Annotated in this window: 24 protein-coding genes and 1 pseudogene; 14 read left to right on the top strand and 11 right to left on the bottom strand. The window is 59.6% G+C overall.

All coding sequences use genetic code 11. The features are described 5' to 3' along the window. Position 1 precedes the first annotated feature (1 nt). Both ACR0IK_RS18955 and ACR0IK_RS18960 read right to left on the bottom strand, forming a co-directional pair. Positions 2 to 1,420: a dihydrolipoyl dehydrogenase family protein gene (locus ACR0IK_RS18955; RefSeq protein WP_480642764.1), complete on the bottom strand. Its 1,419-nt coding sequence runs from the start codon at positions 1,418 to 1,420 to the stop codon at positions 2 to 4. Positions 1,421 to 1,424: 4 nt separating this feature from the next. Next, complete coding sequence (locus ACR0IK_RS18960; protein WP_480595971.1) at positions 1,425 to 2,156, bottom strand: TVP38/TMEM64 family protein; 732 nt, start codon at positions 2,154 to 2,156, stop codon at positions 1,425 to 1,427. A 296-nt stretch (positions 2,157 to 2,452) separates the two neighbouring features. Between ACR0IK_RS18960 and rpmH the strand changes: the two genes are divergently transcribed. The 11 genes from rpmH to ACR0IK_RS19015 all read left to right on the top strand — a co-directional run bounded on the left by rpmH (position 2,453) and on the right by ACR0IK_RS19015 (position 12,688). Then, entirely contained in the window at positions 2,453 to 2,587 is a 135-nt protein-coding gene (rpmH, locus tag ACR0IK_RS18965) for a 50S ribosomal protein L34 (protein ID WP_005980833.1), read from the top strand. 25 nt (positions 2,588 to 2,612) lie between these two features. Then, a complete protein-coding gene (rnpA, locus tag ACR0IK_RS18970; RefSeq protein ID WP_480642766.1) occupies positions 2,613 to 3,038 on the top strand; it encodes a ribonuclease P protein component in 426 nt (141 codons plus the stop codon). Further along, the gene (gene yidD / locus ACR0IK_RS18975; RefSeq protein WP_480642768.1) at positions 3,035 to 3,277 is read left to right on the top strand and encodes a membrane protein insertion efficiency factor YidD; all 243 of its coding nucleotides are present in this window, start codon (positions 3,035 to 3,037) and stop codon (positions 3,275 to 3,277) included. Before rnpA ends, yidD begins: the two co-directional genes overlap by 4 nt. 67 nt (positions 3,278 to 3,344) lie before the next feature. After that, entirely contained in the window at positions 3,345 to 4,961 is a 1,617-nt protein-coding gene (locus ACR0IK_RS18980) for an acyl-CoA dehydrogenase family protein (RefSeq protein WP_480642770.1), read from the top strand. 44 nt (positions 4,962 to 5,005) lie between these two features. Beyond that, positions 5,006 to 5,899: a tRNA 2-thiocytidine(32) synthetase TtcA gene (ttcA, locus tag ACR0IK_RS18985; protein WP_480595963.1), complete on the top strand. Its 894-nt coding sequence runs from the start codon at positions 5,006 to 5,008 to the stop codon at positions 5,897 to 5,899. A gap of 72 nt (positions 5,900 to 5,971) precedes the next feature. Further along, the gene (locus tag ACR0IK_RS18990) at positions 5,972 to 7,516 is read left to right on the top strand and encodes a putative bifunctional diguanylate cyclase/phosphodiesterase (protein ID WP_480642771.1); all 1,545 of its coding nucleotides are present in this window, start codon (positions 5,972 to 5,974) and stop codon (positions 7,514 to 7,516) included. A gap of 123 nt (positions 7,517 to 7,639) precedes the next feature. Then, positions 7,640 to 9,469 carry a membrane protein insertase YidC gene (gene yidC, locus ACR0IK_RS18995; protein WP_480642773.1) on the top strand — a complete coding sequence of 610 codons (1,830 nt, stop codon included), beginning with the start codon at positions 7,640 to 7,642 and terminating at the stop codon, positions 9,467 to 9,469. After that, positions 9,466 to 10,203, top strand: coding sequence for an MOSC domain-containing protein (locus ACR0IK_RS19000; protein ID WP_480595957.1), 738 nt, complete (start codon positions 9,466 to 9,468; stop codon positions 10,201 to 10,203). The genes yidC and ACR0IK_RS19000 overlap by 4 nt, the downstream gene beginning before the upstream one ends. Continuing rightward, complete coding sequence (yihA, locus tag ACR0IK_RS19005) at positions 10,200 to 10,853, top strand: ribosome biogenesis GTP-binding protein YihA/YsxC (protein WP_480595955.1); 654 nt, start codon at positions 10,200 to 10,202, stop codon at positions 10,851 to 10,853. The genes ACR0IK_RS19000 and yihA overlap by 4 nt, the downstream gene beginning before the upstream one ends. Continuing rightward, complete coding sequence (locus ACR0IK_RS19010; protein ID WP_480642775.1) at positions 10,850 to 11,218, top strand: DUF2946 domain-containing protein; 369 nt, start codon at positions 10,850 to 10,852, stop codon at positions 11,216 to 11,218. The genes yihA and ACR0IK_RS19010 overlap by 4 nt, the downstream gene beginning before the upstream one ends. 66 nt (positions 11,219 to 11,284) lie before the next feature. After that, complete coding sequence (locus ACR0IK_RS19015) at positions 11,285 to 12,688, top strand: PepSY-associated TM helix domain-containing protein (RefSeq protein WP_480642776.1); 1,404 nt, start codon at positions 11,285 to 11,287, stop codon at positions 12,686 to 12,688. 72 nt (positions 12,689 to 12,760) lie between these two features. Here ACR0IK_RS19015 and ACR0IK_RS19020 read toward each other — a convergent pair. Then, positions 12,761 to 13,333, bottom strand: a pseudogene (locus ACR0IK_RS19020) (SDR family oxidoreductase). A 117-nt stretch (positions 13,334 to 13,450) separates the two neighbouring features. Here ACR0IK_RS19020 and argB point away from each other — a divergent pair. The 3 genes from argB to ACR0IK_RS19035 are packed head-to-tail and all read left to right on the top strand — an operon-like array spanning position 13,451 to position 15,505. Next, the gene (gene argB / locus ACR0IK_RS19025; RefSeq protein ID WP_480642777.1) at positions 13,451 to 14,314 is read left to right on the top strand and encodes an acetylglutamate kinase; all 864 of its coding nucleotides are present in this window, start codon (positions 13,451 to 13,453) and stop codon (positions 14,312 to 14,314) included. Positions 14,315 to 14,333: 19 nt separating this feature from the next. Next, complete coding sequence (locus ACR0IK_RS19030) at positions 14,334 to 15,011, top strand: ferredoxin (protein WP_480642778.1); 678 nt, start codon at positions 14,334 to 14,336, stop codon at positions 15,009 to 15,011. Next, positions 15,008 to 15,505 (top strand): SixA phosphatase family protein, encoded by a 498-nt coding sequence (locus ACR0IK_RS19035; RefSeq protein ID WP_480642779.1) that lies wholly within the window; start codon positions 15,008 to 15,010, stop codon positions 15,503 to 15,505. Before ACR0IK_RS19030 ends, ACR0IK_RS19035 begins: the two co-directional genes overlap by 4 nt. A 44-nt stretch (positions 15,506 to 15,549) precedes the next feature. Here the strand turns inward: ACR0IK_RS19035 and ACR0IK_RS19040 are convergent, their stop codons facing one another. The 8 genes from ACR0IK_RS19040 to ACR0IK_RS19075 all read right to left on the bottom strand — a co-directional run bounded on the left by ACR0IK_RS19040 (position 15,550) and on the right by ACR0IK_RS19075 (position 24,174). Beyond that, a complete protein-coding gene (locus ACR0IK_RS19040) occupies positions 15,550 to 16,341 on the bottom strand; it encodes an amino acid ABC transporter ATP-binding protein (protein WP_302477163.1) in 792 nt (263 codons plus the stop codon). 12 nt (positions 16,342 to 16,353) lie between these two features. After that, a complete protein-coding gene (locus ACR0IK_RS19045; protein ID WP_480642780.1) occupies positions 16,354 to 17,709 on the bottom strand; it encodes an amino acid ABC transporter permease in 1,356 nt (451 codons plus the stop codon). 1 nt (position 17,710) lies between these two features. Continuing rightward, a complete protein-coding gene (locus ACR0IK_RS19050) occupies positions 17,711 to 18,979 on the bottom strand; it encodes an amino acid ABC transporter permease (protein ID WP_480595941.1) in 1,269 nt (422 codons plus the stop codon). A gap of 127 nt (positions 18,980 to 19,106) precedes the next feature. After that, positions 19,107 to 20,123, bottom strand: a complete 1,017-nt coding sequence (locus tag ACR0IK_RS19055; RefSeq protein ID WP_480595939.1) for an amino acid ABC transporter substrate-binding protein — start codon at positions 20,121 to 20,123, stop codon at positions 19,107 to 19,109. 207 nt (positions 20,124 to 20,330) lie between these two features. Beyond that, the gene (locus ACR0IK_RS19060; RefSeq protein ID WP_480642781.1) at positions 20,331 to 21,038 is read right to left on the bottom strand and encodes an ATP12 family chaperone protein; all 708 of its coding nucleotides are present in this window, start codon (positions 21,036 to 21,038) and stop codon (positions 20,331 to 20,333) included. Between the two features lie 4 nt (positions 21,039 to 21,042). Next, positions 21,043 to 21,714 carry an HAD-IA family hydrolase gene (locus ACR0IK_RS19065; protein WP_480642783.1) on the bottom strand — a complete coding sequence of 224 codons (672 nt, stop codon included), beginning with the start codon at positions 21,712 to 21,714 and terminating at the stop codon, positions 21,043 to 21,045. After that, positions 21,711 to 22,754, bottom strand: a complete 1,044-nt coding sequence (locus tag ACR0IK_RS19070) for an RluA family pseudouridine synthase (protein ID WP_480642785.1) — start codon at positions 22,752 to 22,754, stop codon at positions 21,711 to 21,713. The genes ACR0IK_RS19065 and ACR0IK_RS19070 overlap by 4 nt, the downstream gene beginning before the upstream one ends. Positions 22,755 to 22,863: 109 nt before the next feature. After that, a complete protein-coding gene (locus ACR0IK_RS19075; RefSeq protein WP_480642786.1) occupies positions 22,864 to 24,174 on the bottom strand; it encodes a replication-associated recombination protein A in 1,311 nt (436 codons plus the stop codon). Between the last annotated feature and the right edge of the window lies 1 nt (position 24,175).

The raw sequence follows: 24,175 nt of genomic DNA on the forward strand, positions 1-24,175 counted from the left end.
GTCAGGGCATCCAGCGCTGGACGAACCGGACCACCCGTTTAACCATTTGATTCTCAAATAGCCTTGGCGAGAAATAGGCACCCGCCACCCTTTTGTTAAGCTCTCCGATCGTCGGATAAGGCGAAACCATTGCAGCGATCTGCCCCATCTTCAGGTTATTGGCCAAGACCAGCGACCACAAGTTGATCAATTCGCCCGCCTGATGCCCAACGATTGTGGTCCCGACTGGGCGGCCTTTTACGACCATGACCTTAATGAAGCCGTTCGTCTTGCGTTCCGAAATGGCGCGGTCGTTATGGTGATAGTCAAAGCGTACGATCTCGAGTTTGTCGCCGTGCTGGTCGCGCGCCTGCGCCTCGGTCAGGCCAATCTGCGCCAGTTCGGGATCGGTATAGGTGGCCCAAGGGATATGTGCTGTTTTCGCCTTTGACGGCAGTCCAAACAGGGCCGATCGGATGATAATCCCGGCGTGATATCCGGCCACATGGGTAAATTGCATCCCACCTGTAACGTCACCGATGGCGTAGACCTTCCGGTTCGTCGTCCGCAGCGTCTCATCCACCTTGATCCCGGTTCGGGTAGGTTCGATCCCCGCGGCCTTCAGGTTCAAACGGTCGGTATTGGCCTTGCGTCCGGCCGCCAGCAGCAGATGCGAGCCGGTATAGATGTCGCCATTCTCGGTCACGACCTCGACCAGGCCCTTATTGTTGCGAATTTGGGCAACCATTGCCTTTTCGTGAATCGCCACACCTTCGGCCCGCAGCGTGTCCAGCACAATCTCGGCCGCTTCGGGGTCGTCTTTGCCCAGCGCCTGCAGGCCCTCGATCACCGTCACCTCGCTGCCCAACCGGATATGGGCCTGCGCCATTTCCATGCCGATGGGGCCACCGCCAATAATCACCAGATGCTCCGGTTTTTCGCGCAGGTCGAAGATGGTTTCGTTGGTATAGTACGGCACCTGATCCAACCCGGGGATCGGTGGAAACAGAGGCGACGAGCCCGTCGCAATCACCACGCGTCGTGCAGTGATCAAGTTCTCACCCGCTTGCACCTGGGTCGGAGAGACAAAGCTGCCAAATTCCCGGATCACCCGGACTCCGAACCCTTCGAACCGCTCCTGACTGTCCATCGGCTCGATCTGGGCGATCACGTCATACACGTGGTCCTTGGCGGCGGCGTAGTCGACTTGAGGGACTACATCCGCCACGCCCAGCGCGGCGGAATGCGCCTGCCCATAAGCCGCTTTTCCACTGGCGATCAGCGCCTTGGAGGGAACGCAGCCGAAGTTCAGGCAATCGCCGCCCATCTTGTGGCCTTCCAGCAGAATGACATCCGCCCCCATCTGGCTGGCCCCGGCCGCCACGGACAGACCGCCCGACCCGGCCCCGATCACCAGGATATCCGTTTTCAGGTCTCGCATGAGTTCAGGCGCCCTTTTTGCCACGCAGGACTTTGATGACTATCGGCAGAGCAGCCAGCACACACAAGCCGATGATTGGGCCGATGACGAAGGGCTCCCACAGCAGCGAGACATCCGGTGTCTCGCCCCGGTCGAACACACCGCCCAACCCGACACCGATCCACGTGTAGACGATGCCGCCCGGAATGATGCCCAGCGCGGTGGTAATCAGAAAGTTGCGGAACTTCACCCCCACCAACGCAGGAACTAGATTGGCCACAAAGAACGGCACTACCGGCACAAGGCGCAGCAGAAACAGGACCGAGATTTCGTTCTCACGCAGGCCTTCTTTCAGCTTTTTGATCGTCCCTTCAGAGGATTCCAACCGTGCGGTCAGGGATTTGCCTAGGCCCCAACGCGCCGCCAGAAAAATGGTCGAAGCGCCGATAGTGGCGGCAAAGACGTTGAAGACGGTGCCCGCAAACAGGCCGAACAGGAACCCTCCGGTCATCGAGGCAACAGCGGCCCCCGGCAGCGAAAAGGCCACAATCACGATATAAACCGTGATGAATACGGCTGCCATCACCCAATAGTGCGAGTCGCGCAACGCCAGCAGTGCCTCGCGATTGTCGCGCAGTGTCTCGAAAGTAAGGTAGTCGCCCAAGGTGAAGAACCCCACCGCGGCAACAGTGAGAATCACCAGCAACGGGATATGGCGCGCAAGCCCGCTGCGCGGTGCCTGAGTTGTATCGCTCATGAGGCTGTCCGGTTTTGTTCGTTTCATTCTGTCCCCAACATGCGCCGCCCAAGGCCCGCGCAACAGGGACTTCACGCGGCCTTGATGTTTACGGCAGGGAATGTGAGTGTTTGGGGTCTAAAACCACGATTTTGAAACCTTTTGCCCGACCCGGTTACAGAATTGTTGCAAAAGGCGTCAAAACTCACACCTAGGGGTTTGACTTACCCCCCGCTTCCCAGTAGAGGACGGGCTTCGAACACTAGGGCCAGGCGAATCCGCGCCGCACCCCACCGCTATAGATTGGAGACGGAGCGATGAAACGCACCTATCAGCCTTCGAACCTGGTTCGCAAACGCCGCCACGGTTTCCGCGCGCGCATGGCCACCAAGGCCGGCCGCAAAATCCTGAACGCGCGCCGCGCACGTGGCCGCAAGTCGCTGAGCGCGTAAACCGCTCACCGATCAGGTTATGAACATGACGCCGCCGGAGGCCCCTGTGGATGGTAAGAACCAGCCCGGGGAAACGCCCCCGGCGGCGTCCGTTTGCGCACCTGAAACTTTGACCGTTCTCAAGAAACGGTCAGATTTCCTGAAAGCCGCCCGCGCGCGTCGGCAGGGCACCTCATCGATGATGGTACAGGCCCGCAGGCGCGCCCCGGACGAAGCGCCGGGGATTCGTGTCGGTTTCACCTGTTCCAAGAAAGTCGGCAATGCTGTGGCCCGTAACCGCGCCAAGCGGCGTCTACGCGAGGCCGCCCGCGCCGTGCTGCCTGCGCAAGGACAGGACGGATGGGACTACGTTTTGATCGGCCGCGCCGAGGTCACTGCAGAACGCCCGTTCGACGCCCTTCTCGATGACCTGCGATATGCCCTGCGCAAAGTGCACGGGCCGCGGGAATGAAATTGCTGGCGCATATCCTTGCCTTGCCTGTCCGGGCCTATCGGCTGGTGTTCAGCCCTTGGGTTGGGTTCAACTGCCGCTATCAGCCCACATGCTCGGCCTATGCCCTGGAGGCGCTGGAAAAACACGGGGCCATCAAAGGTGCATGGCTGGCGGCCCGGCGGATCGGGCGCTGCCATCCGTGGGGTGGTGACGGGTACGATCCGGTGCCCGAGTGCAAATGCGAAGATTCCGCGTGACCCCCGGTCAGACTTGACCCATCAAAATCCGCGCTAAACACTTGGATCCACACAGCCCGAGCTCCAGATGACATCCGACGCGCACCAAAAGCTGCCCACGCATGAGGTCCTGAATCAACCGCCAATGCGCGGGGATTGCGACCTTTGGGCCGCCGACCCGGTGCTGCGCAATGCGGTTGGCTTCGCTGCAGGCCGCACCGCGCCTCTGGAGGTATATGGCGAGCACTTGGGACGCGCTGAGACCCGCGAGTTGGGCCGCATCGCAAACCAGCATCCGCCAGAACCACTGTTGTTCGACTCAGGCGGCAGGCGTTTGGACGAAGTTCGCTTTCACCCCGCCTACCATCAAATGATGCAGATCAGCCAATCCTCCGGATACGCCGCCCTGCCATGGGACGGGCAGCCGGGTGGCCATACTACTCATGCCGCGATGATCTATATGGCCAGTCAGGTCGAACCGGGGCACTGCTGCCCGTTGACCATGACCTATGCGGCCTATCCGGTGCTGGACGTGAACACGGATATAGCCGCAATCTGGCAACCAAAGCTTACGGCACGTACATACGACCCGGCTACAAAACCAATCACGCAGAAAACCAGTGCCACGCTGGGCATGGCGATGACCGAGAAACAGGGCGGCTCGGACCTGCGCGCCAATACCACCACGGCCACGCGGGATGGCGATCACTGGCACTTGCGCGGGCACAAGTGGTTTTGCTCGGCCCCGATGTCGGACGGATTTCTGACGCTGGCGCAGACCCCGGGCGGACTGACCTGTTTCCTTCTCCCCCGTTGGCTGGAGGGTGCGCGCAACGCTATTCAGCTGATGCGACTGAAGGATAAGCTGGGCAACAGGTCCAATGCCTCGGCTGAAATTGAATACCACGACGCACTGGCCTATCAACTGGGCGACGAGGGCGCTGGTGTGCACACGATCATCGAAATGGTGCACCATACGCGGCTGGATACGGCCATGGCCCCCGCGGGTCTGATGCGTGCCGCTCTGGCCGAGGCGCATCACTGGGTTACCCATCGCAGTGCCTTTCAGCGTCGGTTGATCGACCAGCCGCTGATGCGTGCGGTTCTGGCGGATCTGGTGCTGGACTGGGAAGGCGCGCTGACACTGGGGATGCGCGTAGCACAGGCGTTCGACGGCCAGGCCCCCGAGGACAAGGCATTTGCCCGGATCAGTGTCGCTCTGGCCAAGTTCCTGAACAACAAGCTTTGCCCCGTGGTCGTGGCCGAAGCAATGGAAGTGTTGGGCGGTATGGGTTATGTCGAGGATACCCCCCTGCCCCTGCTTTATCGTGAGGCCCCCCTGAACGGCATCTGGGAGGGGTCGGGCAATGTGATCTGCCTCGACATCTTGCGCACTCTTACCCGCGAGCCGCTGGCCGTTGATGTGTTGCAAACGGAACTGGACGCCGCAACGGGTGCGGACCGCGCCTATGACGCAGCCCTGAAGGCACATCGCGACCGATGGCCCAACCTCCCCCCCGAGGCCGAGGCGCGCTGGTTTGCCGAACGCACGGCGCTGCTGCTCACTGCCTCACAACTTCTGCGCAATGCCCCCGGCGCGGTTGCCGATGGGTTCATAGGCACGCGTCTTTCGGGCGACAGCGGGCGCATCCCCGGGTCGGTGACCGGGCTGGACACAGGCGCGCTACTGGCCCGCCTCGGCTGACCGGTCCCCTTGCCCGGTTGCGTCAACTGCTGTAGGGGCTGCGCATGTTTGACGAAGCTGACGATATCCATCCGCTCTTTGCCGGCGCGCCCTCGACCACTGAGTTCAAGAAGCTGCGCAAACGAATCGTGCGCCAGACCCGCGAAGCCATTGAGCAATACGGGATGGTGGACCCGTCCGCTCATGACAAAGACGGCAAGCCGCCCCGCTGGCTGGTGTGCCTGTCGGGCGGCAAGGACAGCTATACCCTGCTGGCGGTCCTTTATGAGCTGAAATGGCGCGGGTTGCTACCGGTTGATCTTTTGGCCTGCAATCTGGATCAGGGTCAGCCCGGATTTCCGGCCACTGTCCTGCCCGAGTTTCTGGAACGCATGGGTGTACCCCACCGCATCGAATATCAGGACACCTATTCCGTTGTGATGGACAAGGTTCCGCAGGGCCGCACCTTTTGCGCGTTATGTTCCCGCCTGCGCCGGGGCAACCTATACCGGATCGCGCGCGAGGAAGGCTGCAGCGCCGTAGTTCTGGGCCATCACAGGGACGATATCCTTGAGACGTTCTTCATGAACCTGTTCCACGGCGGACGTCTGGCGACGATGCCACCGAAATTGGTGAACGAAGAAGGCGACCTATTCGTCTTCCGCCCGCTGGCCCACGTGGCCGAGGCCGATTGCGCGAAATTCGCCACCTCGATGAACTACCCCATTATCCCCTGCGACTTGTGCGGAAGTCAGGACGGGCTGCAGCGCCAACAGGTCAAGCAGATTCTGGATCAGTGGGAAAAGAACAGCCCCGGTCGGCGTCAGGTGATGTTTCGGGCCCTGACCAACGCGCGGCCCTCGCATTTGCTGGACCCGAAACTGTTCGATTTCCAGGCGCTCGCGCTAAACCCCGGCGAAAAAGACGAAAATTCGGGTGAAATTCCACTGTTGCGTTAACGTCTGACTCAGATTGGTTTTCTACGGTTGCCCAATACGTGCTATGCCTAAACGTAGGGGCCCAGAAAACCGATGTGGAAACGTTTCTCCGTTGAACGCGTTCTCGATGCTCTAACTTCCATTCTGAGCGGACCTGCCGCTTTGGCTTTTGTCCCGGCGATCAGCCTGGCGGCTTTCTGGATCGGCGGGGAACGGGCATTGGTGGTTGCCGCCCTATGCCTGCCGCTGGTTTTCCTGGGTGCCGCCACATTTGACGCCCGCTCCGACCAGCAGCGCCAGCGGCGCAACGCGCCCGGCGGCATGATGGCCATTGACGCCTTTGCCGCGGAAATGGAAAGTATTTTTAAAACATTCGCGCCCGGGGGGGCAGATTCAGCCTGCATCCTCGTTGCGCTGGACGACTTTTCAGATTTTCTGGATTTGCACGGCAACGCCGCGGCCGATCATCTGACCGACCAATTTAGCCGCCGCATCCTCTCGGTCATACGCACGCAGGATATCGTGACCCGCCTGGACCAGAACAAGACCGCAATTGGCCTGCAACCTTCGCGCCAGCTGGATCTTGAGGCCTGCATTCAGATGGCCGGACGCATTCAGGCCGTTGTTGAGGAGCCTTTCACACTCAACGGTACAGGAGTGTATGTGTCCTGCTCGATCGGATTCAGCCAGCTTTCCAGCGCCGCTGATGGCCAGTACGAAGACTGGATCGACGCCGCCTCGGCCGCTTTGGGCGAAGCGCAAAGAAACGGACCGTCAACCATTCGCGCCTTTTCCAGCGAAACGCAGCGTCGTTCGCGCATTCGTGCCAATCTGCGCAAAGAGTTCGAAACGGCGCTGGACAACGGTGAAATCCGCCCCTGGTACCAGCCTCAGATTTCGACCAACACGGGGCGCGTGACCGGGTTCGAGGCGCTGGCCCGCTGGGAACATCCTCAAAAAGGGGTGTTGAGCCCACAGGTGTTCCTACCCTTCGCCGAACAGGCCGAGTTGATGGAGAAACTTGGACAGGCGATGCGGCATCACGCCTTTGCTGCCATGCGCGATTGGGATCGTGCCGGGATAGTGGTGCCCCGGATCGGTGTGAATTTCTCATCCGACGAACTGCGCGACCCGGTCCTGATCGACCGACTGAAATGGGAACTGGACCAGAATGACCTGACGCCCGACCGCCTAGCGGTTGAGATTCTGGAAACCGTGTTCTCGCGGCGACCCGACGATGTGATCACCCGCAACGTGACGAGCATGTCCAAACTTGGATGTTGCATTGATCTGGATGATTTCGGCACTGGGCATGCCTCGATTGCATCGATCAAGCGCTTTAATGTCTCGCGGATCAAAATCGACCGGTCCTTTGTCGCCAAAGCGGATCGTGACGCCAGCCAGCAGCAGTTGGTAAGCGCCATCCTGACCATGTCCGAGCGCCTGAATGTCGAAACGCTGGCCGAAGGGGTTGAAACTCAGGGCGAACATGCCCTGATGGCCCAACTGGGATGCGATCATGTTCAGGGCTTCGGGATTGGCAAACCGATGCCGTTTGAAAAGACGCTGGACTGGGTTGCCGCACATCAGAACAAAGTCAACGGAGTGCCGAAAATCGGGCGCAGAACTGGCCCGTAATCGAAGATTTCCACCACAGAAACGCGATCCGTGACGAATTAACAAGCGATTCCGCTTGACCTTTGGGCCAGCACTCTGTTGAACCCACCGGGTGTGTTTCACTGCTTAAGGTGGCTGTCCCCGATGGACGATCAGAACAAGAATCTCATCCTTGCAACCGCGCTCAGCTTTCTCGTGATCCTTGTTTGGTTCGTGCTGTTCCCGCCGCCGGAACAAGAGCTCGCACCAGATCAGGCCGAGGTGACCGCTGTCGACGGCAGTGAGATTCAGACGCCCAACGCTGCGGGCACCAGCACCGTCGGTGAAGCGACAACTGCCGCCGAAGAAACCCTGCCCGAAGAACAGGCCCCACGGGTCGAGATCGACACCCCTCGCCTGAAGGGCAGTCTGTCGCTGTCGGGCGGTCGCATCGACGAGTTGTTTCTGAAGGACTACAAGGTCTCGATCAAAGAAGGCGCACCAATCGTCGAGCTTCTGTCTCCGGTCGGATCGGATTCGGCTTATTACGCCCTCTATGGCTGGGCTCCGGGTGCCGGAGTGGCCGGCGCCGACGTACCGGGCCCGAACACTCTTTGGACTGTGGAACAGGGTGAGACGCTGGGGGTCGACACACCGATCACCCTGAATTGGGACAACGGCAAAGGGCTGACCTTCCGCCGCACGATCTCGGTTGACGAGGACTATATGTTCACGGTCAACCAGTCCGTCGAAAACAACAGCCAGGCCGCGGTTGGAATGGCCCCCTATGGTATTCTGGCCCGCCACGGCATTGGTGAGGACGGCGACCTGCCCGACCTGAAGAACTTCTTCATCCTGCATGAAGGCGTGATTGGCATGGCCGATGGAACACTGGCCGAGATCGACTACGGCGATGTCCGCGATTTCGACATCGACCCCAACGAACGGGCGCAGGCCGAGGTTTATCAGGTCAAGGAAGACGGCTGGATCGGCTTTACCGACCACTATTGGATGACCACGCTGATCCCCGAACCCGGGACCGCGTTCAAGGCCGCCGCGAAATACGACGCGCGCCGCAAGATCTATCAGACCGAAACGGTTCTGCCGACGGTAACTGTTGCCCCCGGTGCGACCGAAGAGGTCACCACTCAGTTGTTCGCCGGTGCCAAGGAATGGGAAACCATCCGTGAATATCAAGCGGAAGGTGTCCAGAAGTTCATCGACAGCATCGACTGGGGCTGGTTCTTCTTCCTGACCAAGCCGATCTTCTGGCTGCTGCACAACATCAATGCCCTGATCGGCAACATGGGCTGGTCCATTATCGGCCTGACCCTGATCATCAAGGCCATCCTGTTCCCGCTAGCGTTCAAGTCCTATGTCTCGATGGCGAAGATGAAGGAACTCCAGCCGCAGATGGAGGCTTTGAAAGAGGCCGCTGGTGACGACCGTCAGAAGATGCAGCAGGGCATGATGGAGCTGTACAAGAAGGAAAAGGTGAACCCGGCTGCGGGCTGTCTGCCGATCCTGATGCAGATTCCGATCTTCTTCTCGCTGTACAAGGTGATCTTCGTCACCATCGAACTGCGTCAGGCCCCGTGGTTTGGCCCGTTCCAGGACCTGAGCGCGCCGGACCCGACCTCGATCATGAACCTGTTCGGCCTGCTGCCTTTTGCCGGTCCGCAGCCCGACAGCCTCATGGCGCTGATCTTCATCGGTATCCTGCCGCTGTTGCTGGGTATCTCGATGTGGCTTCAACAAAAGCTGAACCCGGCACCAACCGACCCGACGCAGGCGATGATCTTTGCCTGGATGCCGTGGGTGTTCATGTTTATGCTGGGCAGCTTTGCCAGCGGGCTGGTGGTTTACTGGATCGCGAACAACACGATTACGTTCACTCAGCAGTACCTGATCATGCGCAGCCAGGGTTACAAACCGGACGTGTTCGGCAACATTAAGTCTGGCTTCAAGCGCACGCCGAAAACGGATGACAAATGACAGCTGAAGTGATCCAGCTTTGGCGACATCCGATCAAAAGCCATGGTCGTGAAGCCGTCGAAACCGTATCTGTGATCCCCGGGCAGACTATGCCCGGGGATCGTGTTTGGGCGGTTGCGCATGAGGCGTCCAAGGCGGACGGCTCGGAATGGGTGCCGTGCGCCAATTTCAGCCGGGGCGCAAAAGCGCCGCAGTTGATGGCAATCTCAACGCTGTCCAACGGTGAAACCCTGACGTTGTCCCACCCGGACCGCCCGGACCTGACCTTTGCCCCGGACAGCGAGCAGCAGGCGTTTCTGGACTGGGTCAAACCTCTGATGCCTTCAGACCGGGCCGCCTCGGCGCGGATCATCCGGGTTCCGGGGCGCGGCATGACCGACAGCGATTTTCCCTCAATCAGCCTGTGCAACATGTCGTCTCACCGCGCAGTTGGACAAAAACTGGGGCAGGACCTTTCAATCCACCGCTGGCGCGGTAACATCTGGTTCGATGGAATGCCGCTGTGGGAGGAATTCGAATGGCTGGACCGCGAAGTTCGCATCGGCGGGGCGGTGTTCCGCGTCCGTGAACGCATCACGCGCTGTCTGGCAACAACGGCAAACCCGGAAACAGGCCTGCGCGATGCAGATACTCTGGACGCGTTGGAAACCTGGGGACACAAGAATTTTGGCGTCTATGCCGAGGTTCTCAAAGGTGGCGAAATCTCCGTTGGCGACAAGGTGGAACCGCTATGAGTACACTCCCCTTCCCCCTGGCGAAAGACCCGGACGAGTTCGCGTCGGAGCGTGGTCGTAAACTGTTTGCAGGCGAGTCCGAATTCGTCAAAGGTGTGGTTGCAATGAACGGCCTGCCCGCGCCCGACCGGCTGGAGGTCTGCTTTGCGGGCCGCTCAAACGTGGGGAAATCCAGCCTGATCAATGCGCTGACCGGCACCAAGGGGCTGGCACGCGCCTCGAATACGCCGGGCCGTACCCAAGAAATCAACTTCTTCACCCAAGGCCCCGAACTGTATCTGGTTGACCTGCCCGGTTATGGCTATGCCAACGCGCCGGTGAAGGTGGTGGAGAAGTGGCAACGGCTGTTGAAACAGTACCTGAGTGGTCGTCAGACCCTGCGCCGGGCCTTTGTCCTGATTGACTCGCGCCATGGAGTGAAACCGGTCGATGCCGAGATCATGAAGCTGTTGGATACCAGCGCCGTGACCTTTCAATGCGTGATGACCAAGGCCGACAAGGTCAAGGCCAAGGATCGCGAAAAGGTGTTGGAGCAGGTGCGTGGCGCGCTGTCTAAACACCCTGCGGCCTTTCCGGAAATCGTGCTGACCTCGTCTGAAAAAGGCGATGGCATTCCGACACTACGCTCGATCATCGCGCATCTGGAATGAGCCTGCCGGTTCGCCTCTTCGCCTTGTTGACCACGCTGGCGGTGTTGCTGACCGGCACGATCCCACAGGGTTGGATGCCAACCAAGGGCGATGACGGCAGAATGCTGCTGGTGCTGTGTACCGGCGAAGGGACAGTCGAACAATGGGTCGATCTGGGCCCGGACGATCCCATCCATGACAATGGTGACCAGCGCATCATGTGCCCTTTTGCGGGCCTGACTGCGGATGTAGATCTGCTCCCGGTCGGAGCAATCTTGCCTGTTGGCACCTTGATCCAGCCCCGCTGGCCACACCGCGACTTCACTCACCGCAGTGCCGGATTCCATTCCCGGTATGATGCAAGGGCCCCACCTGTCTTCTCCTGATTCATTTCAAATCATGAAAGCCTGCGCAGGCGCTGCGCGGGGCAATTTTCGAATCCGGAGAACACTATGGCACTGGATAGCCAAACCCTGGGGGAAACCCCGGCGCAGACCACTGCTGCGCAAAAATTCTATTTCGCCGCCTGGCGGTGGCATTTCTACGCGGGGATTTTCGTCATCCCCTTCCTGCTAATTCTGACCGTCACCGGCTTGATTATGATGTTCATTACGCAGTTTGACGGGCGAGACGGTGAAAAGATCGCGGTCGAGGTTCAGGGCGCGGCCCTGACCGCCTCACAACAGGCCGAGGTCGCTCTGACAGAGGTTCCGGGCACCGTCGTCGAATGGATCGGTCCGAAGGCGGCTGATCTGGCCACCGTCTTCCGTATCAAGACCGAAGCGGGTCAGCGTCTTGTGGCTGTCGACCCCTATGCCGGAGAGGTTCTGCAGGTCTGGGATCGCCGCGCAGGGTGGTACGATCTGGCGGACAACATCCACTCGACCCTGCTAATCGGCACGACAGGGGACCGCATTCTTGAGATCGCCGCAGGGCTGAGCCTGCTACTGGTCTTCACCGGCCTTTACATGTGGTGGCCGCGCGACAACGCCATTGCGGCCTTAGTGCCCAACCTGCGCGCGCGGGGCCGCGCCCTGTGGAAATCCCTGCACGTGGTGACCGGATTTTGGATGTCGCTGCTTCTGGTGTTTTTCCTGATCTCGGGCCTGTCTTGGGCGGGTGTCTGGGGCGGGATGATCGTCCAGCCTTGGAGCAGCTTTCCGGCTGAGAAATGGGACAACGTGCCCCTCTCGGACGAGACCCATGCCAGTATGAACCACGGCCACCAGAACGATGTCCCCTGGGCGCTGGAGCAGACACCGATGCCTGCCTCGGGTTCTGAAGCCGGGATCGACGGCGTTCCGCAGGGCACTTCGGTGAATATCGACGCGCTTGTGGCATTGGGAACCACTCTGGATATGACCGGGCGGTTCCGCGTGGCATATCCCGGTGGCGAAACCGGGGTCTGGACCTTGAACCGGGACAGCATGAGCAGTGACTCGACCGATCCGGTCAATGATCGGACCATCCATGTGGACCAGTACACTGGAAAAATCCTGGCTGACGTCCGGTATCAGGATTATTCGCTGATGGGTAAATCCATGGCCCTTGGCATACCATTCCACATGGGCCTGATAGGCATGTGGAACTTTATCCTGAATCTGGTGTTCTGCCTGTCGGTGATCTTTGTCTGCGTCTCGGGGGTGGTCATGTGGATTAAGCGCCGCCCGCAACGCGCAGGGCGTCTGGCCGCGCCACCGATGCCAGCGGAGTTGCCCTTGTGGAAAGGGGCCGTTCTGATTGGGCTGTTCACCGCGATGGCCTTCCCTCTGGTCGGTCTTACATTGTTGGCCGTGCTGCTTTTCGACCTGCTGGTGGTCAGCAATATCCCGGCGATGAAACGCGCCCTGAGTTGACGCAATTGGCCGAACCGATCCGTTCGGTGCGGTCATTTCCGCAATCCGGTCTCGGCACAACCTTCCAAAGGTCTAAACGTGATGCGCCCCATTCACCTCGATTTTCGCACTGGAAATACACGAACCTTCCTGAGAAAGCCCGAAGTAGATCGCGGCTGAAACTTCTTGTGACTGCCCCATTCGGCCCAACGGCAGTTTCTCCACCGTTTTATCGGTATCAGGGCTCAGAATTTGAGTTTCAACCTCACCGGGCGCGATGGCGTTCACACGTACACCCCGTGGACCGAAGTCACGTGCCATTTCCCGCGTCAGTGCGGCCAGTGCCGCTTTGGATGTAGCGTAGGCAACGCCTGTAGATGGATGAACGCGCGAACCTGCAATGGATGTCTCATTTACGAATTATCCATGGGCTGCGGCCAACTCATCTTTCAACCCACGCGCCAGAATACCAACTGAATTGATCGTGTCGGCCGGATCGCTCAGAACCAGTTGCACATGGTTTTCTTTTCCTTCCCACGAACAATCTTCGGGCACAGGAGCACGCGAGCATGTAACAACCCACCAGTCTTCAGCATGGAACCGTCGCACCTTCGCGAAACCTATGCCCCGGCTTGCACCCGTCAAAATAAGAGCTTTTCTCTCCATTCGACGCGTTTCCTGATTCAAAGCGTGTGGACATACTAGGAGCGCCGAGTGCACTCACAACAGCGATCTTGGCTTATGCGGCCAAAACGCCTAACACGTGGGGAAGAGGACCAATATATGAAGACACGAGATATGAACCGGGACTGGATTGCCACCGCCGCCACTTTGAACAGCGCCTTGCCGTACCTACAGCGCTATGACGGCGCGATAGTCGTCATCAAACTGGGCGGTCACGCCATGGGCAGCGATGAGGCAATGGAGAGCTTTGCCCGCGACGTGGTGCTGATGAGGCAGGTCGGCGTGAACCCGGTGATCGTGCATGGTGGCGGTCCTATGATCAACGCGATGCTCGACCAGTTGGATATCCAGTCCGAATTCGTGAACGGCAAGCGTGTGACAGACAAAGCCACCGTTGAAGTGGTTGAGATGGTCCTGTCCGGCCTTGTGAACAAGCGTATCGTACAGGCGATCAATGGTCAGGGCGGTACAGCCGTAGGGTTGTCCGGTAAGGATGCCAACCTCATGGTTTGCGATCAGGCCGATCCTGCGTTGGGATTTGTCGGCTCTCCGTCCAAAATGAACCCGAAAATCCTGCACGACCTGTTCGCGCATGACGTGATACCCGTGATCGCGCCCCTGGGTGCGGGCACGAATGGCGAAACCTTCAACATCAATGGTGACACTGCTGCCGGGGCCATCGCGTCTGCACTTAAGGCTGACCGGCTGCTGCTGCTGACCGACGTGTCAGGCGTCAAAAACGCCGCCGGAGACGTGGTGACCGAACTTAAAGCCGGCCAGATCCGCGAAATGACATTGGACGGCACCATTGCGGGCGGCATGATCCCCAAAACCGAAACCGCGTTGGATGCGCTACACAGCGGCGTTCGCGCGGTGGTCATTCTGGATGGCCGCGCGCCCAACGCTGTGCTGTTGGAGCTTTTCACCGAGCACGGTGCGGGCTCGCTGATCCGGCCAGACTGACAATCGTGGCGGAGGAGACATGACCAGACACCCCCTGACCTCCTCTGCAGACACCTATGACCGTGTCGAGCGGTTCGCTCAGAATGCCGGGCTGATCATCATGGGCGCGTTGCATCCGCGTCTGACCGAAACCAAACAACTGGACGGGGGCACTCTGATCCTGTTGGGCGCGGGACCGGAATTTTGGCCGACCCTGAAAGCCTCTCCTGAATGGACCGGAGACCACCCGGTCGACCGTTGGTCATCGCGCGTGGTCGGAGGAATGGCGCGCGATCTCGGGGCTGACGCATACTTCCCGTTTGGTGGCCCACCCTACACGCCCTTTATCGATTGGGCGCTGAAATCCGGCCGTACCTTCAGCAGCCCGGTGGGCGCGCTGGTGCATGATACGGTTGGAATGATGATCTCATACCGCGGCGCACTGCATTTCGCCGAAGAATTCACCATCCCCGAAGCCCCCGGTATCTCACCCTGCACCTCCTGCCCGGCCCCCTGCACCAAGACTTGCCCGGTGGGAGCGTTGAACAGCCAGAGCTTCTATGACGTCGATGCCTGCCACGGCCACCTCTCCACTGAGGCGGGGGAAACCTGCATGACCGGCGGCTGCCTTGCGCGGTTGTCCTGCCCGCTCAGCGCGGGTGCCGGGCGCGACCCAGAACAATCCGCCCACCACATGAGAGCATTTCACCCGTTATGACCCGCACCCTGATCTTGACTCGCCACGCGAAGTCTAGTTGGGACAGCCCGGCGCTGAATGATCATGAGCGCCCCCTGAACAAGCGCGGACGCAAATCAGCCCCGGCGATTGCTGGGTGGTTACGTGACAACGGTTGGCTGCCGGATGAGGTGCTGAGCTCAACCTCGGCCCGTACGCGCGAGACCTGGGACAGAATGGGGCTGCAGGCCGATAAGGTTTGCTTCCACCGCACACTCTATCATGCGGACCCAGAGGACATCCTGATTGATCTGTCAGGTGCCACGGAACCCACGGTGCTGATGCTGGGCCACAACCCCGGCATTGCTGCCTTTGCCGCCCGTATCGTCCGGCAAGCCCCGGATCACCCCCGGTTTCACGACTACCCGACCTGCGCCACAACCGTGATCCAGTTTGACATCGACGATTGGGCACGGGTCCGTTGGCGCAGCGGTTCCGTGCAGGGTTTTGTCATTCCGCGCGAGTTGCTGGAATAAAAAAGGCGGGGCAAAACCCCGCCTTTTCGTCGAATTTGCTAAGATCAGTGACCCAGAATCTGGCTGAGGAACAGCTTGGTCCGTTCGCTCTGCGGATTGTTGAAGAACTCTTCCGGTTCGTTCTGTTCCACGATCTGACCGGCATCCATGAAGATCACGCGGTTGGCGACCTGACGGGCAAAACCCATCTCGTGCGTCACACACAGCATGGTCATGCCTTCCTCGGCCAACTCGATCATGGTGTCGAGCACTTCTTTGATCATCTCGGGGTCCAGTGCCGATGTCGGTTCATCGAACAACATGATCCGCGGCATCATGCAAAGCGAGCGGGCAATCGCCACACGCTGCTGCTGACCACCAGATAGCTGACCGGGATACTTGTCGGCCTGCTCAGGGATTTTCACCTTTTCCAGAAAATGCATCGCGCGCTCTTCGGCCTCTTTCTTGGGCGTCTTGCGTACCCAGATCGGGGCCAGCGTGCAGTTTTCCAAAATGGTCAGGTGCGGGAACAGGTTGAAGTGCTGGAACACCATGCCAACCTCGGACCGGATCTTGTCGATGTTTTTCAGGTCATTCGACAGCTCGGTCCCATCCACAATGATCGTACCCTGCTGATGCTCCTCCAGCGCGTTCAGGCAGCGGATCAGGGTGGACTTGCCCGACCCCGATGGGCCCGCGATCACGATCCGCTCGCCCTGGTTGACGGTCAGATTGATGTCGCGCAGCACGTGAAAAGACCCGTACCACTTGTTCATGTTGGTGATTTCGATGGCGACCTCGTCGCTCACCTGCATCTTGGAGCGGTCGATTTCGCGTTCAATTGCAAGTTCAGACATGTGTTGAACTCCTTAACGATGGCCAGTCTGAAGCTTGCGCTCCAGGTACATGGAATAACGGGACATAGAGAAGCAGACGACGAAGAACAGAACGCCGATAAAGGCAAACAGTTCCCAGTAGACGCCGTTCCAGGCGGTATCGGCTCGGATGCCGTTGGTCAGGCCGATCACGTCGAACAGACCGATGATCGAGACCAGTGTGGTATCCTTGAAAATGCCGATAAAGGTCGACACGATGCCCGGGATCGAGATCTTCAGAGCCTGTGGCATGATGATCAACCGTTGCGCCTGCCAGTAGTTCAGGCCCAGACTGTCCGCGCCTTCGTACTGACCGCGCGGCAGGGCAGCCAGACCGCCCCTGATCACCTCGGCCATATAGGCGGCGGAGAAAAGGGTCATCATGATCATCACCCTCAGGATGATATCAAAATTGGTCCCCGGCGGCAGGAACAGGTTCAACAGCAGCGAGGCCACAAACAGCAGGGTGATCAGCGGCACGCCGCGGATGAACTCGATAAAGCCAACGCACAGATACTTAACGATCATCAGATCCGACTGACGGCCGAGTGCCAGAACGATACCGATGGGCAACGAGACACCGATGGCAACAACGCCCAACAGGATCGCCAGCATGAAGCCACCAAAGTCGCGGCTTTCCACCGGAGCGATGCCGATCGGAACGACGGAGTTGATCGCATCAGCAACTGCACCGGACGCAAACAACCACCAAAGAATTGGCAGCGCGGCTGCAAGGATCATTGCTGTCAGTGAACCCGCGACGGGCAGCACAAACTTGTATGCAAGATACCCAAAGGCAAGCCCGGCGGCGACCATCAGCGGTCCCCAGATGCTGCCGCCCCACATCAGCCAAGGCAGCAGGAACGGATAGGCCGCCGTCACTAAAAGAAGTTTGCGCGGTACTTTGGTAAACAGCACGGGCGCAATCGCGACAAGCAACAGGATGAAGGTCAGGTTCGGTCGGAAATAGGCCGGCCACGCGCCTGTTTCGGGCGGGTTTGACCATGTTGCATCCGGGTGCGCCGGATAAGGCGGATAGAACCCGTACAGCAATTGCAGCCACCGGTCCTTGATAACACCCCAGCAGGCATGACCATGAGTATCGCCCCATGTCGCCATCATGATTTCACGACATTCCGATAGGGAATTCGCATTCCAAACGGATTCGAACGTCCAACTCAGGATGTTCGAAAGCACGTAGTAGATGAAATACAGCGAGATGATGGTCAGGATGGTGTTCAGCCAGCTTGAGAACAGGTTGTGCCTGATCCAGCCCAGTACACCAACCTCGGATGCGGGTGGCGCCTTTTCCGGCAACATTTCCGTGCGGACAAATGAAACATCACTCATATTACCGCTCCACCAGTTTGACACGGTTGTTGTACCAGTTCATCACCGCCGAAATGCTCAGTGAGATGGTAAGATAGACCAGCATGAGCAGAAGAACGCATTCCAGCTCGCGTCCGGTCTGGTTCATGGTGATGCCGCCAAGGGTGCCAGTGATATCCATATATCCAACCGCAATCGCCAGTGACGAGTTCTTGGTCAGGTTCAGATAGTTCGAGATCATCGGCGGGATGATCACCCGCAGCGCCTGCGGCAGGATCACAAGGCGCATGGTTCGACCCGGGCGCAGACCCAGTGCAGATGCGGCCTCGGTCTGACCTTTAGAGATGGCCAGAATACCAGCGCGAACGATCTCGGCGATGAAAGCTGCAGTGTACAGTGACAGGGCCAGCCAGAGGGCAATCAGCGAGTTCCGCAGATGGGTGCCACCGGTGAAGTTGAAGCCTTTCAACTCGGGGTAGCCCAAGTGGAAGCCCAGCGCGCCCAACAGGATGGCCGACGGAACGATCAGCAGACCAAGTTGGATGTGCCAGATGGTCGGACGGTCACCAGTCTTTTCCTGCGTGGCATTGGCCCAGGCCGAGACCTTGCGCATGGCAAAGATACTGCCGCCGAATACGATCAGGAATGCAATCAGGTCCAGTGAAACATCAAACCGCAGGCTCGACGTGCCGAACAGGTGGATGTCGCCCAAACCGCGCGAGAACAGGAATTCGGGGATATAGACCCCGCGATTGGTCACGGCAACCGAGCCGAACAGATCCATCGTGGCTTCTGGATTTTCACCCCGGAAGGCGCGTGGCGATGGCAGGCTTTCGATCAGGATCGCCATGGCGAACACGATCCACAGCAGGACCGGAACGTTGCGGAACATTTCGACATAAACCGTCATGATCCGAGCGATCAGCCAGTTGTTCGACAGGCGCAGAACACCGACCATGACGCCGATGATCGTTGCCGTGATACAACCCAGAACTGCGACAACCAGCGTGTTCAGCAGGCCTATAAACGCCGCACGCAGATGGGTATCGCGCGAGTCGTATTCCAGCAGGCGTTGGTTGATGTCATAGCTCGACGGCTCGGCGAAAAAATCGAACCCGACTGTTCTGCCCAGCGTATCGAGGTTCTGAATGGTATTGTTGATAATCCAGGCTGCCAAAAGCATGAAACCGATCAATGCAATGACCTGAATGGTCGCAGATCGATACCGCGTATCGTAAAGGAGCATGGACAGCCGGAAGTGCTCCTTCGGCGGGTCAGTGAGTGTCGTCATGACCTATGTATTTCCCCGTGCATCCCGGTTTTTCAGTGGCAGAGTTGATCTCTGCTCAGAACGATCCGGGCGTGTTTCTTATGGATGGAAAAAGGGCGCGGGATGTCCCGCGCCCTTTTCCGTGGATTTAGCGGAAAGGCGGTGCGTACATCAGGCCGCCGTCGGTCCACTGTGCGTTCAAGCCGCGCGCCAGACCGATCGGAGTTTCCTCACCGATGTTCTTGGCAAAGACTTCGCCATAGTTACCACCGACTTTGATCGCGCGCTGTGCCCAGGTTGCGTCCAGACCCAGCATCTCACCCAGAGTGCCTTCGCTGCCCAGCAGACGGTTCACTTCGGGGTTGTCGGTGCCAGCGGCCATCTCGTCGATGTTGGCCGAGGTCACGCCCAGCTCTTCGGCTGCGATCAGCGCGTTCAGGGTCCAGCGGACCACATCGCCCCACTCGTGATCACCGTGACGGACCAGCGGGCCCAGCGGCTCTTTCGAGATGATTTCGGGCAGGATCACGTGATCGCCCGCGTTTTCAAAGGTGGCGCGGGTTGCAGCCAAGCCAGATGCGTCAGTGGTGTAGACGTCACAGGCACCAGCCAAGTACTGCTGCTGCGCTTCGGCGTTGGTTTCGATCGGAACCGGCTCGTAGCTCATGTTGTTGATGCGGAAGAAATCCGCCAGGTTCAACTCGGTGGTAGTACCGGTCTGGATGCAGACGGTGGCGCCGTCCAGTTCCTTGGCCGAGCTGACGCCCAGAGCCTTGGGAACCATGAAGCCTTGGCCGTCGTAGTAGTTGATGCCGACGAATTCGAACTTCAGGTCAACGTCGCGGCTGAAGGTCCAGGTGGTGTTACGGGCCAACATGTCGATCTCGCCCGACGCCAGCGCGGTAAAGCGGGTTTTACCGGTGGTCGGAATGAACTCAACAGCGGACGGATCGTCCAGAACGGCGGCTGCAACTGCACGACAAACCGCTACGTCAAAGCCCTGCCACTCACCGTTGGCATCCGGGCTGGCAAAGCCGGGTACACCGGTCGCCACGCCGCAGTTCAGCTTGCCGCGCGCTTTGACATCATCGATAGTCCCCGCTGCCGCCACACCAGCAGCCAGGCCGGCGATGGTTGCCACGCCCAAGAATACGGATTTTTTCATTTTTACCTCTTCCTGATTTTCCGTCCCGTTCAAAGGACGGTTCTGTCCGGCACCTCTGGCACCAGAAAGGTTTCCCAAAGGTGTCTCCCCTTTAGTGGCCACGAGTTTGGGCGCATTCATAAACAAACGTCAAGGGTTGGATCAGGGAAAACGATGGGTCAATTCAGAGAACACTTGCCCAACGTTCAAAAAAATGTGCCTGAGGGATCAAATCGAGAGGTCAAAGAACCGTTTGGCGTGCAAAAAGGCCATTTTCTTGGTCTCGGCAACCGTATGGGCTTCGTCATCATGGCCCCATTGCTCGATCTGCCACAACTCATCCAGCCTTGAAATCTGCCAGATTTCTTCCGCATCAGCCCGGTTTTGCGCTGCTGCAAATCCGAGGATGAGAGAGCCCGACAGGCTGACCAGATCGTGGAAGGCCGCCAGTTGAAAGTCATTTAGCGCATGCACACGCTGCCTGAGCGTTGTCAGAGCCTCCGCCGACTGGGGGTGGTGTAGCACACCGGCCACAGGCAACAGCCGCGCCGACAGCGTTTCGGCCGCCCACTCCAGCACCGGGTCCCATTGTTCGGCCTGACGCTGCTGCAACTCCTGCGGGTGAACCGCGCGGTAGCACAGCAGATCCGAATCGCCATAATCGGCCAACATATCTGCGACCTCGGCGTGTTGATGGTGGACCTTGTCGATGGCGGCATTTGCCGAGCGGGTGAAAGGCATCACTGACGGGTCGATCACTTTTTCCTGAGCGTCCCATTCCGCGGCGACCTCGTCGGCCATGGCACGAGTCGGCAGGACCAAAGCGGCCTTGGCCGGGGTTTTGACACGGCGACCGTCCAGCTCGATGGTATAGCCACGCTCGGTTTCGACCACCGCGCTCTCGGTCCAAAATCGCTTGGGTTTCCAGTCGCTCATGTTGTTAGGTCCAGATATCGTCCAGCGCGCGGGGCAATTGGCCAAAGGTTTCAATTATGCGGGTCGCACCTTCCAGAGCGGATCGGTCATGATAACCCCAAGTCACGCCAATGCCCGCCACTCCGGCGGCACGGGCCATGTCCATGTCGAACCGAGTGTCCCCGATCATGACCGTATTGGCCGCATCCACCCCAGTTTCGCTGCGTGCCGTGTCGATCATCGACGGGTGCGGCTTGGAGGGGTGATGATCCGCCACCTGGCGTGTAACAAAAAAGCGCTCTAACCCGTGAGCCTCGATCAATGCGTCCAAGCCGCGCTGAGATTTCCCGGTGGCTACGCCCAACAGAACCTCGGGCACCGCATGCAGGGCTTCGACGGTTTCGCGTGCCCTCGGATACAGCGGAGAGCTTGCCGCCCCCTGTTCCAGTCGCTGCGCGTGATAGGCTTCCTTATAGCCCTCGACCAGCCGTTGCTGCACGGTTTCGGGATGTTCGGACGCCAATTGCGCCATCGCGTTGGGCAGAGACAGACCCACGATGGACAGGATCAACTCGCGCTCGGGCACCGGCAGAGACTGGCCACCGAAACAGGCGGTCATCGCGGCAACGATACTGCCCTGACTGTCGACCAGGGTGCCATCCACGTCGAACAGTACCAGACGCAGTGGTGCGCTCATTGCAGTTCCTCGAACGGGTCGTCCGCGGCAAGATCCTCGGTCCAGCCGAACGTGTCCCAGCTGTGTTTCATGTGATCTGGCAGCGGCGCGGTGACGGTGATGGTCTTGCGCGTCACAGGATGCTGAAAGGTCGCTTGCCGGGCATGCAGATGCAGTTTCTTGCTGATGATCCCACCCAGTTGCGCGCCCCAGCCATCGCCCAGGTTCTCCTGCCCCGAACCACCGTATTTGCCGTCGCCGATGATCGGATGCCCGATCGCGGCCATGTGGGCGCGCAGCTGGTGGGTGCGGCCGGTGATCGGCTCCATCGCAACCCACGCGGCGCGACCAGCTACCCGGTAAAGCGTGGCATAAAGCGTATGCGCCCGTTTCGCGCCCGGCGTGTCATTGATTTCGTTTAGATGCACAGGGATCATCTTTTCGCCCTCACCATGCTTGCCATGGCCTGCGGCCTTGACCAGCCCGGTCTTAATCTCACCCAGATACGGCGTTGGCACCCCGGCCACCAGCGCCCAATAGATCTTGTGCGTGTCGCGGTGGCGGAACGCGGCAGTCAACCCCTTGGCCGCCTCGCGTGTGCGCGCCATCAGCAACACGCCAGACGTGTCCTTGTCCAGCCGATGCACAAGGCGGGGGTTCTCGTCATAACCAAACCGCAGCGCCTCGGACAGGCTGTCCACGTGGCGCGTCTGGCCGCTGCCACCCTGAACCGGCAGACCTTGAGGTTTGTTCAACGCCAGAACGTGATCATCGCGATAGATGACGCAGGACTGGATCATCTTGGCGTCCGCGTCCGAAATACGGTGTTTGATCTCAGCCGGCTTGTGATCGACGTCAGGTAAAGGCGGGACACGAACAACCTGACCGACCTCAAGCCGGGTCGAAGCTTTCACCCGGCTGCCTTCAACCCGCAACTCACCCTTGCGGCACATCTTTTCGATGCGGCCCTGACTGACATGCGGAAACAGACGGCGCAGCCACCGGTCGATCCGCTGATCGCCGTCACCTTCTGCCACGGTGATCATCTGTACGCCGCTCATGCCGATATCCCCTGCGTCGCGCGACGTGCCCGCGCGCTAAGCCTGTCTGTAAGTGCCTTAGAAAACATGCGCGTCTGTGGCCTGCTGCACCGCAAGAGTCAAGCCGACCTTACCCGTTCCGCTGGGCCCGCAGCTTGGCAAAGTAATCCAACCGCTTTTTCAACTCGCGCTCAAACCCGCGTTCGACCGGCTGATACAGTTCGGGCCGATCCATGCCATCGGGAAAGTAGTTCTGACCCGAAAACCCGTCCTCGGCATCATGGTCATAGGCATAGCCCGCGCCATAGCCTTGATCCTTCATCAGCGAGGTCGGCGCATTCAGGATGTGCTTGGGTGGCGGCTCACTTCCCGATTGCTTGGCTAACCGCATCGCCGCCTTATAACCCACATAGGCCCCGTTCGATTTCGGAGCCAGCGCCAGATAGACCAGCGCTTGCGCCAAAGCCAACTCGCCCTCGGGCGAACCCAGCCGTTCATAGGTCTGCCAGGATTGCAGACAGATCGCCTGCGCTTGCGGATCGGCCAGCCCGATATCTTCAACCGCCATCCGGGTGATCCGCCGCGCCAGATACCGAGGGTCCTCGCCCCCGGTCAGCATCCGCGCGAACCAATAGAGCGCCGCATCCGGGTCAGACCCACGTACCGATTTGTGCAGCGCCGAAATCAGGTTGTAATGCTCGTCGCCCGATTTGTCGTATTTCGCCGCGCGGCGCATCAACCGGGTCGACAGCGCATCCGGGTCCAGCGGCGCATCGACCTTCCACGCGGCGATCTGTTCGATCAGGTTCAACAGCGCGCGCCCGTCGCCATCGGCCATTTCCTGCAATGCCTCGCGGCCAGGACCGGTTAGCGGCAGTGCGTGGTCCAGCTCTTTCTCGGCCCGTTGGGTCAGTCGCTCCAGATCGATCAGGCTGAGCCGTTCCAGCACCAGTACCTGCGCCCGACTGAGCACAGCGGCGTTCAGTTCAAAAGACGGATTCTCGGTCGTGGCCCCGACCAGCAGGATCGTCCCGTCCTCCATATGCGGCAGGAACCCGTCTTGCTGAGCCTTGTTGAAACGGTGGATCTCGTCCACGAACAGCAAAGTGCCCTGCCCGTTCTGGCGGCGAATTTTGGCGGCTTCGAAAACTTTCTTGAGGTCCGGTACACCGGTGAAAATCGCGCTGATCTGAACGAAATGCAGCTCGGTTTCCTGCGCCAGCAACCGCGCGATGGTCGTCTTGCCCACGCCCGGAGGTCCCCAGAACACCAGACTGGACAGGCTGCCCGAGGCCAGCATGACCCCCAAAGGCGCATCCGGGCCCAAAACCTGCTCTTGCCCGATCACCTCAGCCAGCGCCCGTGGCCGCAACCGATCCGCCAGCGGGCGATGCGCGGGCGATGCGGGTTCAGTCGCCCCGGTGTCGAACAGGTCACTCACA

The sequence above is a fragment of the Ruegeria sp. BF7 genome (genome assembly GCF_056538605.1).

Excerpts from the sequence above, each read along its gene's own strand:
- ACR0IK_RS18955 (WP_480642764.1), bottom strand. The coding sequence starts at position 1,420 with ATGCGAGACCTGAAAACGGATATCCTGGTGATCGGGGCCGGGTCGGGC.
- ACR0IK_RS18960 (WP_480595971.1), bottom strand. The coding sequence starts at position 2,156 with ATGAGCGATACAACTCAGGCACCGCGCAGCGGGCTTGCGCGCCATATC.
- rpmH (WP_005980833.1), top strand. The coding sequence starts at position 2,453 with ATGAAACGCACCTATCAGCCTTCGAACCTGGTTCGCAAACGCCGCCAC.
- rnpA (WP_480642766.1), top strand. The coding sequence starts at position 2,613 with ATGACGCCGCCGGAGGCCCCTGTGGATGGTAAGAACCAGCCCGGGGAA.
- yidD (WP_480642768.1), top strand. The coding sequence starts at position 3,035 with ATGAAATTGCTGGCGCATATCCTTGCCTTGCCTGTCCGGGCCTATCGG.
- ACR0IK_RS18980 (WP_480642770.1), top strand. The coding sequence starts at position 3,345 with ATGACATCCGACGCGCACCAAAAGCTGCCCACGCATGAGGTCCTGAAT.
- ttcA (WP_480595963.1), top strand. The coding sequence starts at position 5,006 with ATGTTTGACGAAGCTGACGATATCCATCCGCTCTTTGCCGGCGCGCCC.
- ACR0IK_RS18990 (WP_480642771.1), top strand. The coding sequence starts at position 5,972 with ATGTGGAAACGTTTCTCCGTTGAACGCGTTCTCGATGCTCTAACTTCC.
- yidC (WP_480642773.1), top strand. The coding sequence starts at position 7,640 with ATGGACGATCAGAACAAGAATCTCATCCTTGCAACCGCGCTCAGCTTT.
- ACR0IK_RS19000 (WP_480595957.1), top strand. The coding sequence starts at position 9,466 with ATGACAGCTGAAGTGATCCAGCTTTGGCGACATCCGATCAAAAGCCAT.
- yihA (WP_480595955.1), top strand. The coding sequence starts at position 10,200 with ATGAGTACACTCCCCTTCCCCCTGGCGAAAGACCCGGACGAGTTCGCG.
- ACR0IK_RS19010 (WP_480642775.1), top strand. The coding sequence starts at position 10,850 with ATGAGCCTGCCGGTTCGCCTCTTCGCCTTGTTGACCACGCTGGCGGTG.
- ACR0IK_RS19015 (WP_480642776.1), top strand. The coding sequence starts at position 11,285 with ATGGCACTGGATAGCCAAACCCTGGGGGAAACCCCGGCGCAGACCACT.
- argB (WP_480642777.1), top strand. The coding sequence starts at position 13,451 with ATGAAGACACGAGATATGAACCGGGACTGGATTGCCACCGCCGCCACT.
- ACR0IK_RS19030 (WP_480642778.1), top strand. The coding sequence starts at position 14,334 with ATGACCAGACACCCCCTGACCTCCTCTGCAGACACCTATGACCGTGTC.
- ACR0IK_RS19035 (WP_480642779.1), top strand. The coding sequence starts at position 15,008 with ATGACCCGCACCCTGATCTTGACTCGCCACGCGAAGTCTAGTTGGGAC.
- ACR0IK_RS19040 (WP_302477163.1), bottom strand. The coding sequence starts at position 16,341 with ATGTCTGAACTTGCAATTGAACGCGAAATCGACCGCTCCAAGATGCAG.
- ACR0IK_RS19045 (WP_480642780.1), bottom strand. The coding sequence starts at position 17,709 with ATGAGTGATGTTTCATTTGTCCGCACGGAAATGTTGCCGGAAAAGGCG.
- ACR0IK_RS19050 (WP_480595941.1), bottom strand. The coding sequence starts at position 18,979 with ATGACGACACTCACTGACCCGCCGAAGGAGCACTTCCGGCTGTCCATG.
- ACR0IK_RS19055 (WP_480595939.1), bottom strand. The coding sequence starts at position 20,123 with ATGAAAAAATCCGTATTCTTGGGCGTGGCAACCATCGCCGGCCTGGCT.
- ACR0IK_RS19060 (WP_480642781.1), bottom strand. The coding sequence starts at position 21,038 with ATGAGCGACTGGAAACCCAAGCGATTTTGGACCGAGAGCGCGGTGGTC.
- ACR0IK_RS19065 (WP_480642783.1), bottom strand. The coding sequence starts at position 21,714 with ATGAGCGCACCACTGCGTCTGGTACTGTTCGACGTGGATGGCACCCTG.
- ACR0IK_RS19070 (WP_480642785.1), bottom strand. The coding sequence starts at position 22,754 with ATGAGCGGCGTACAGATGATCACCGTGGCAGAAGGTGACGGCGATCAG.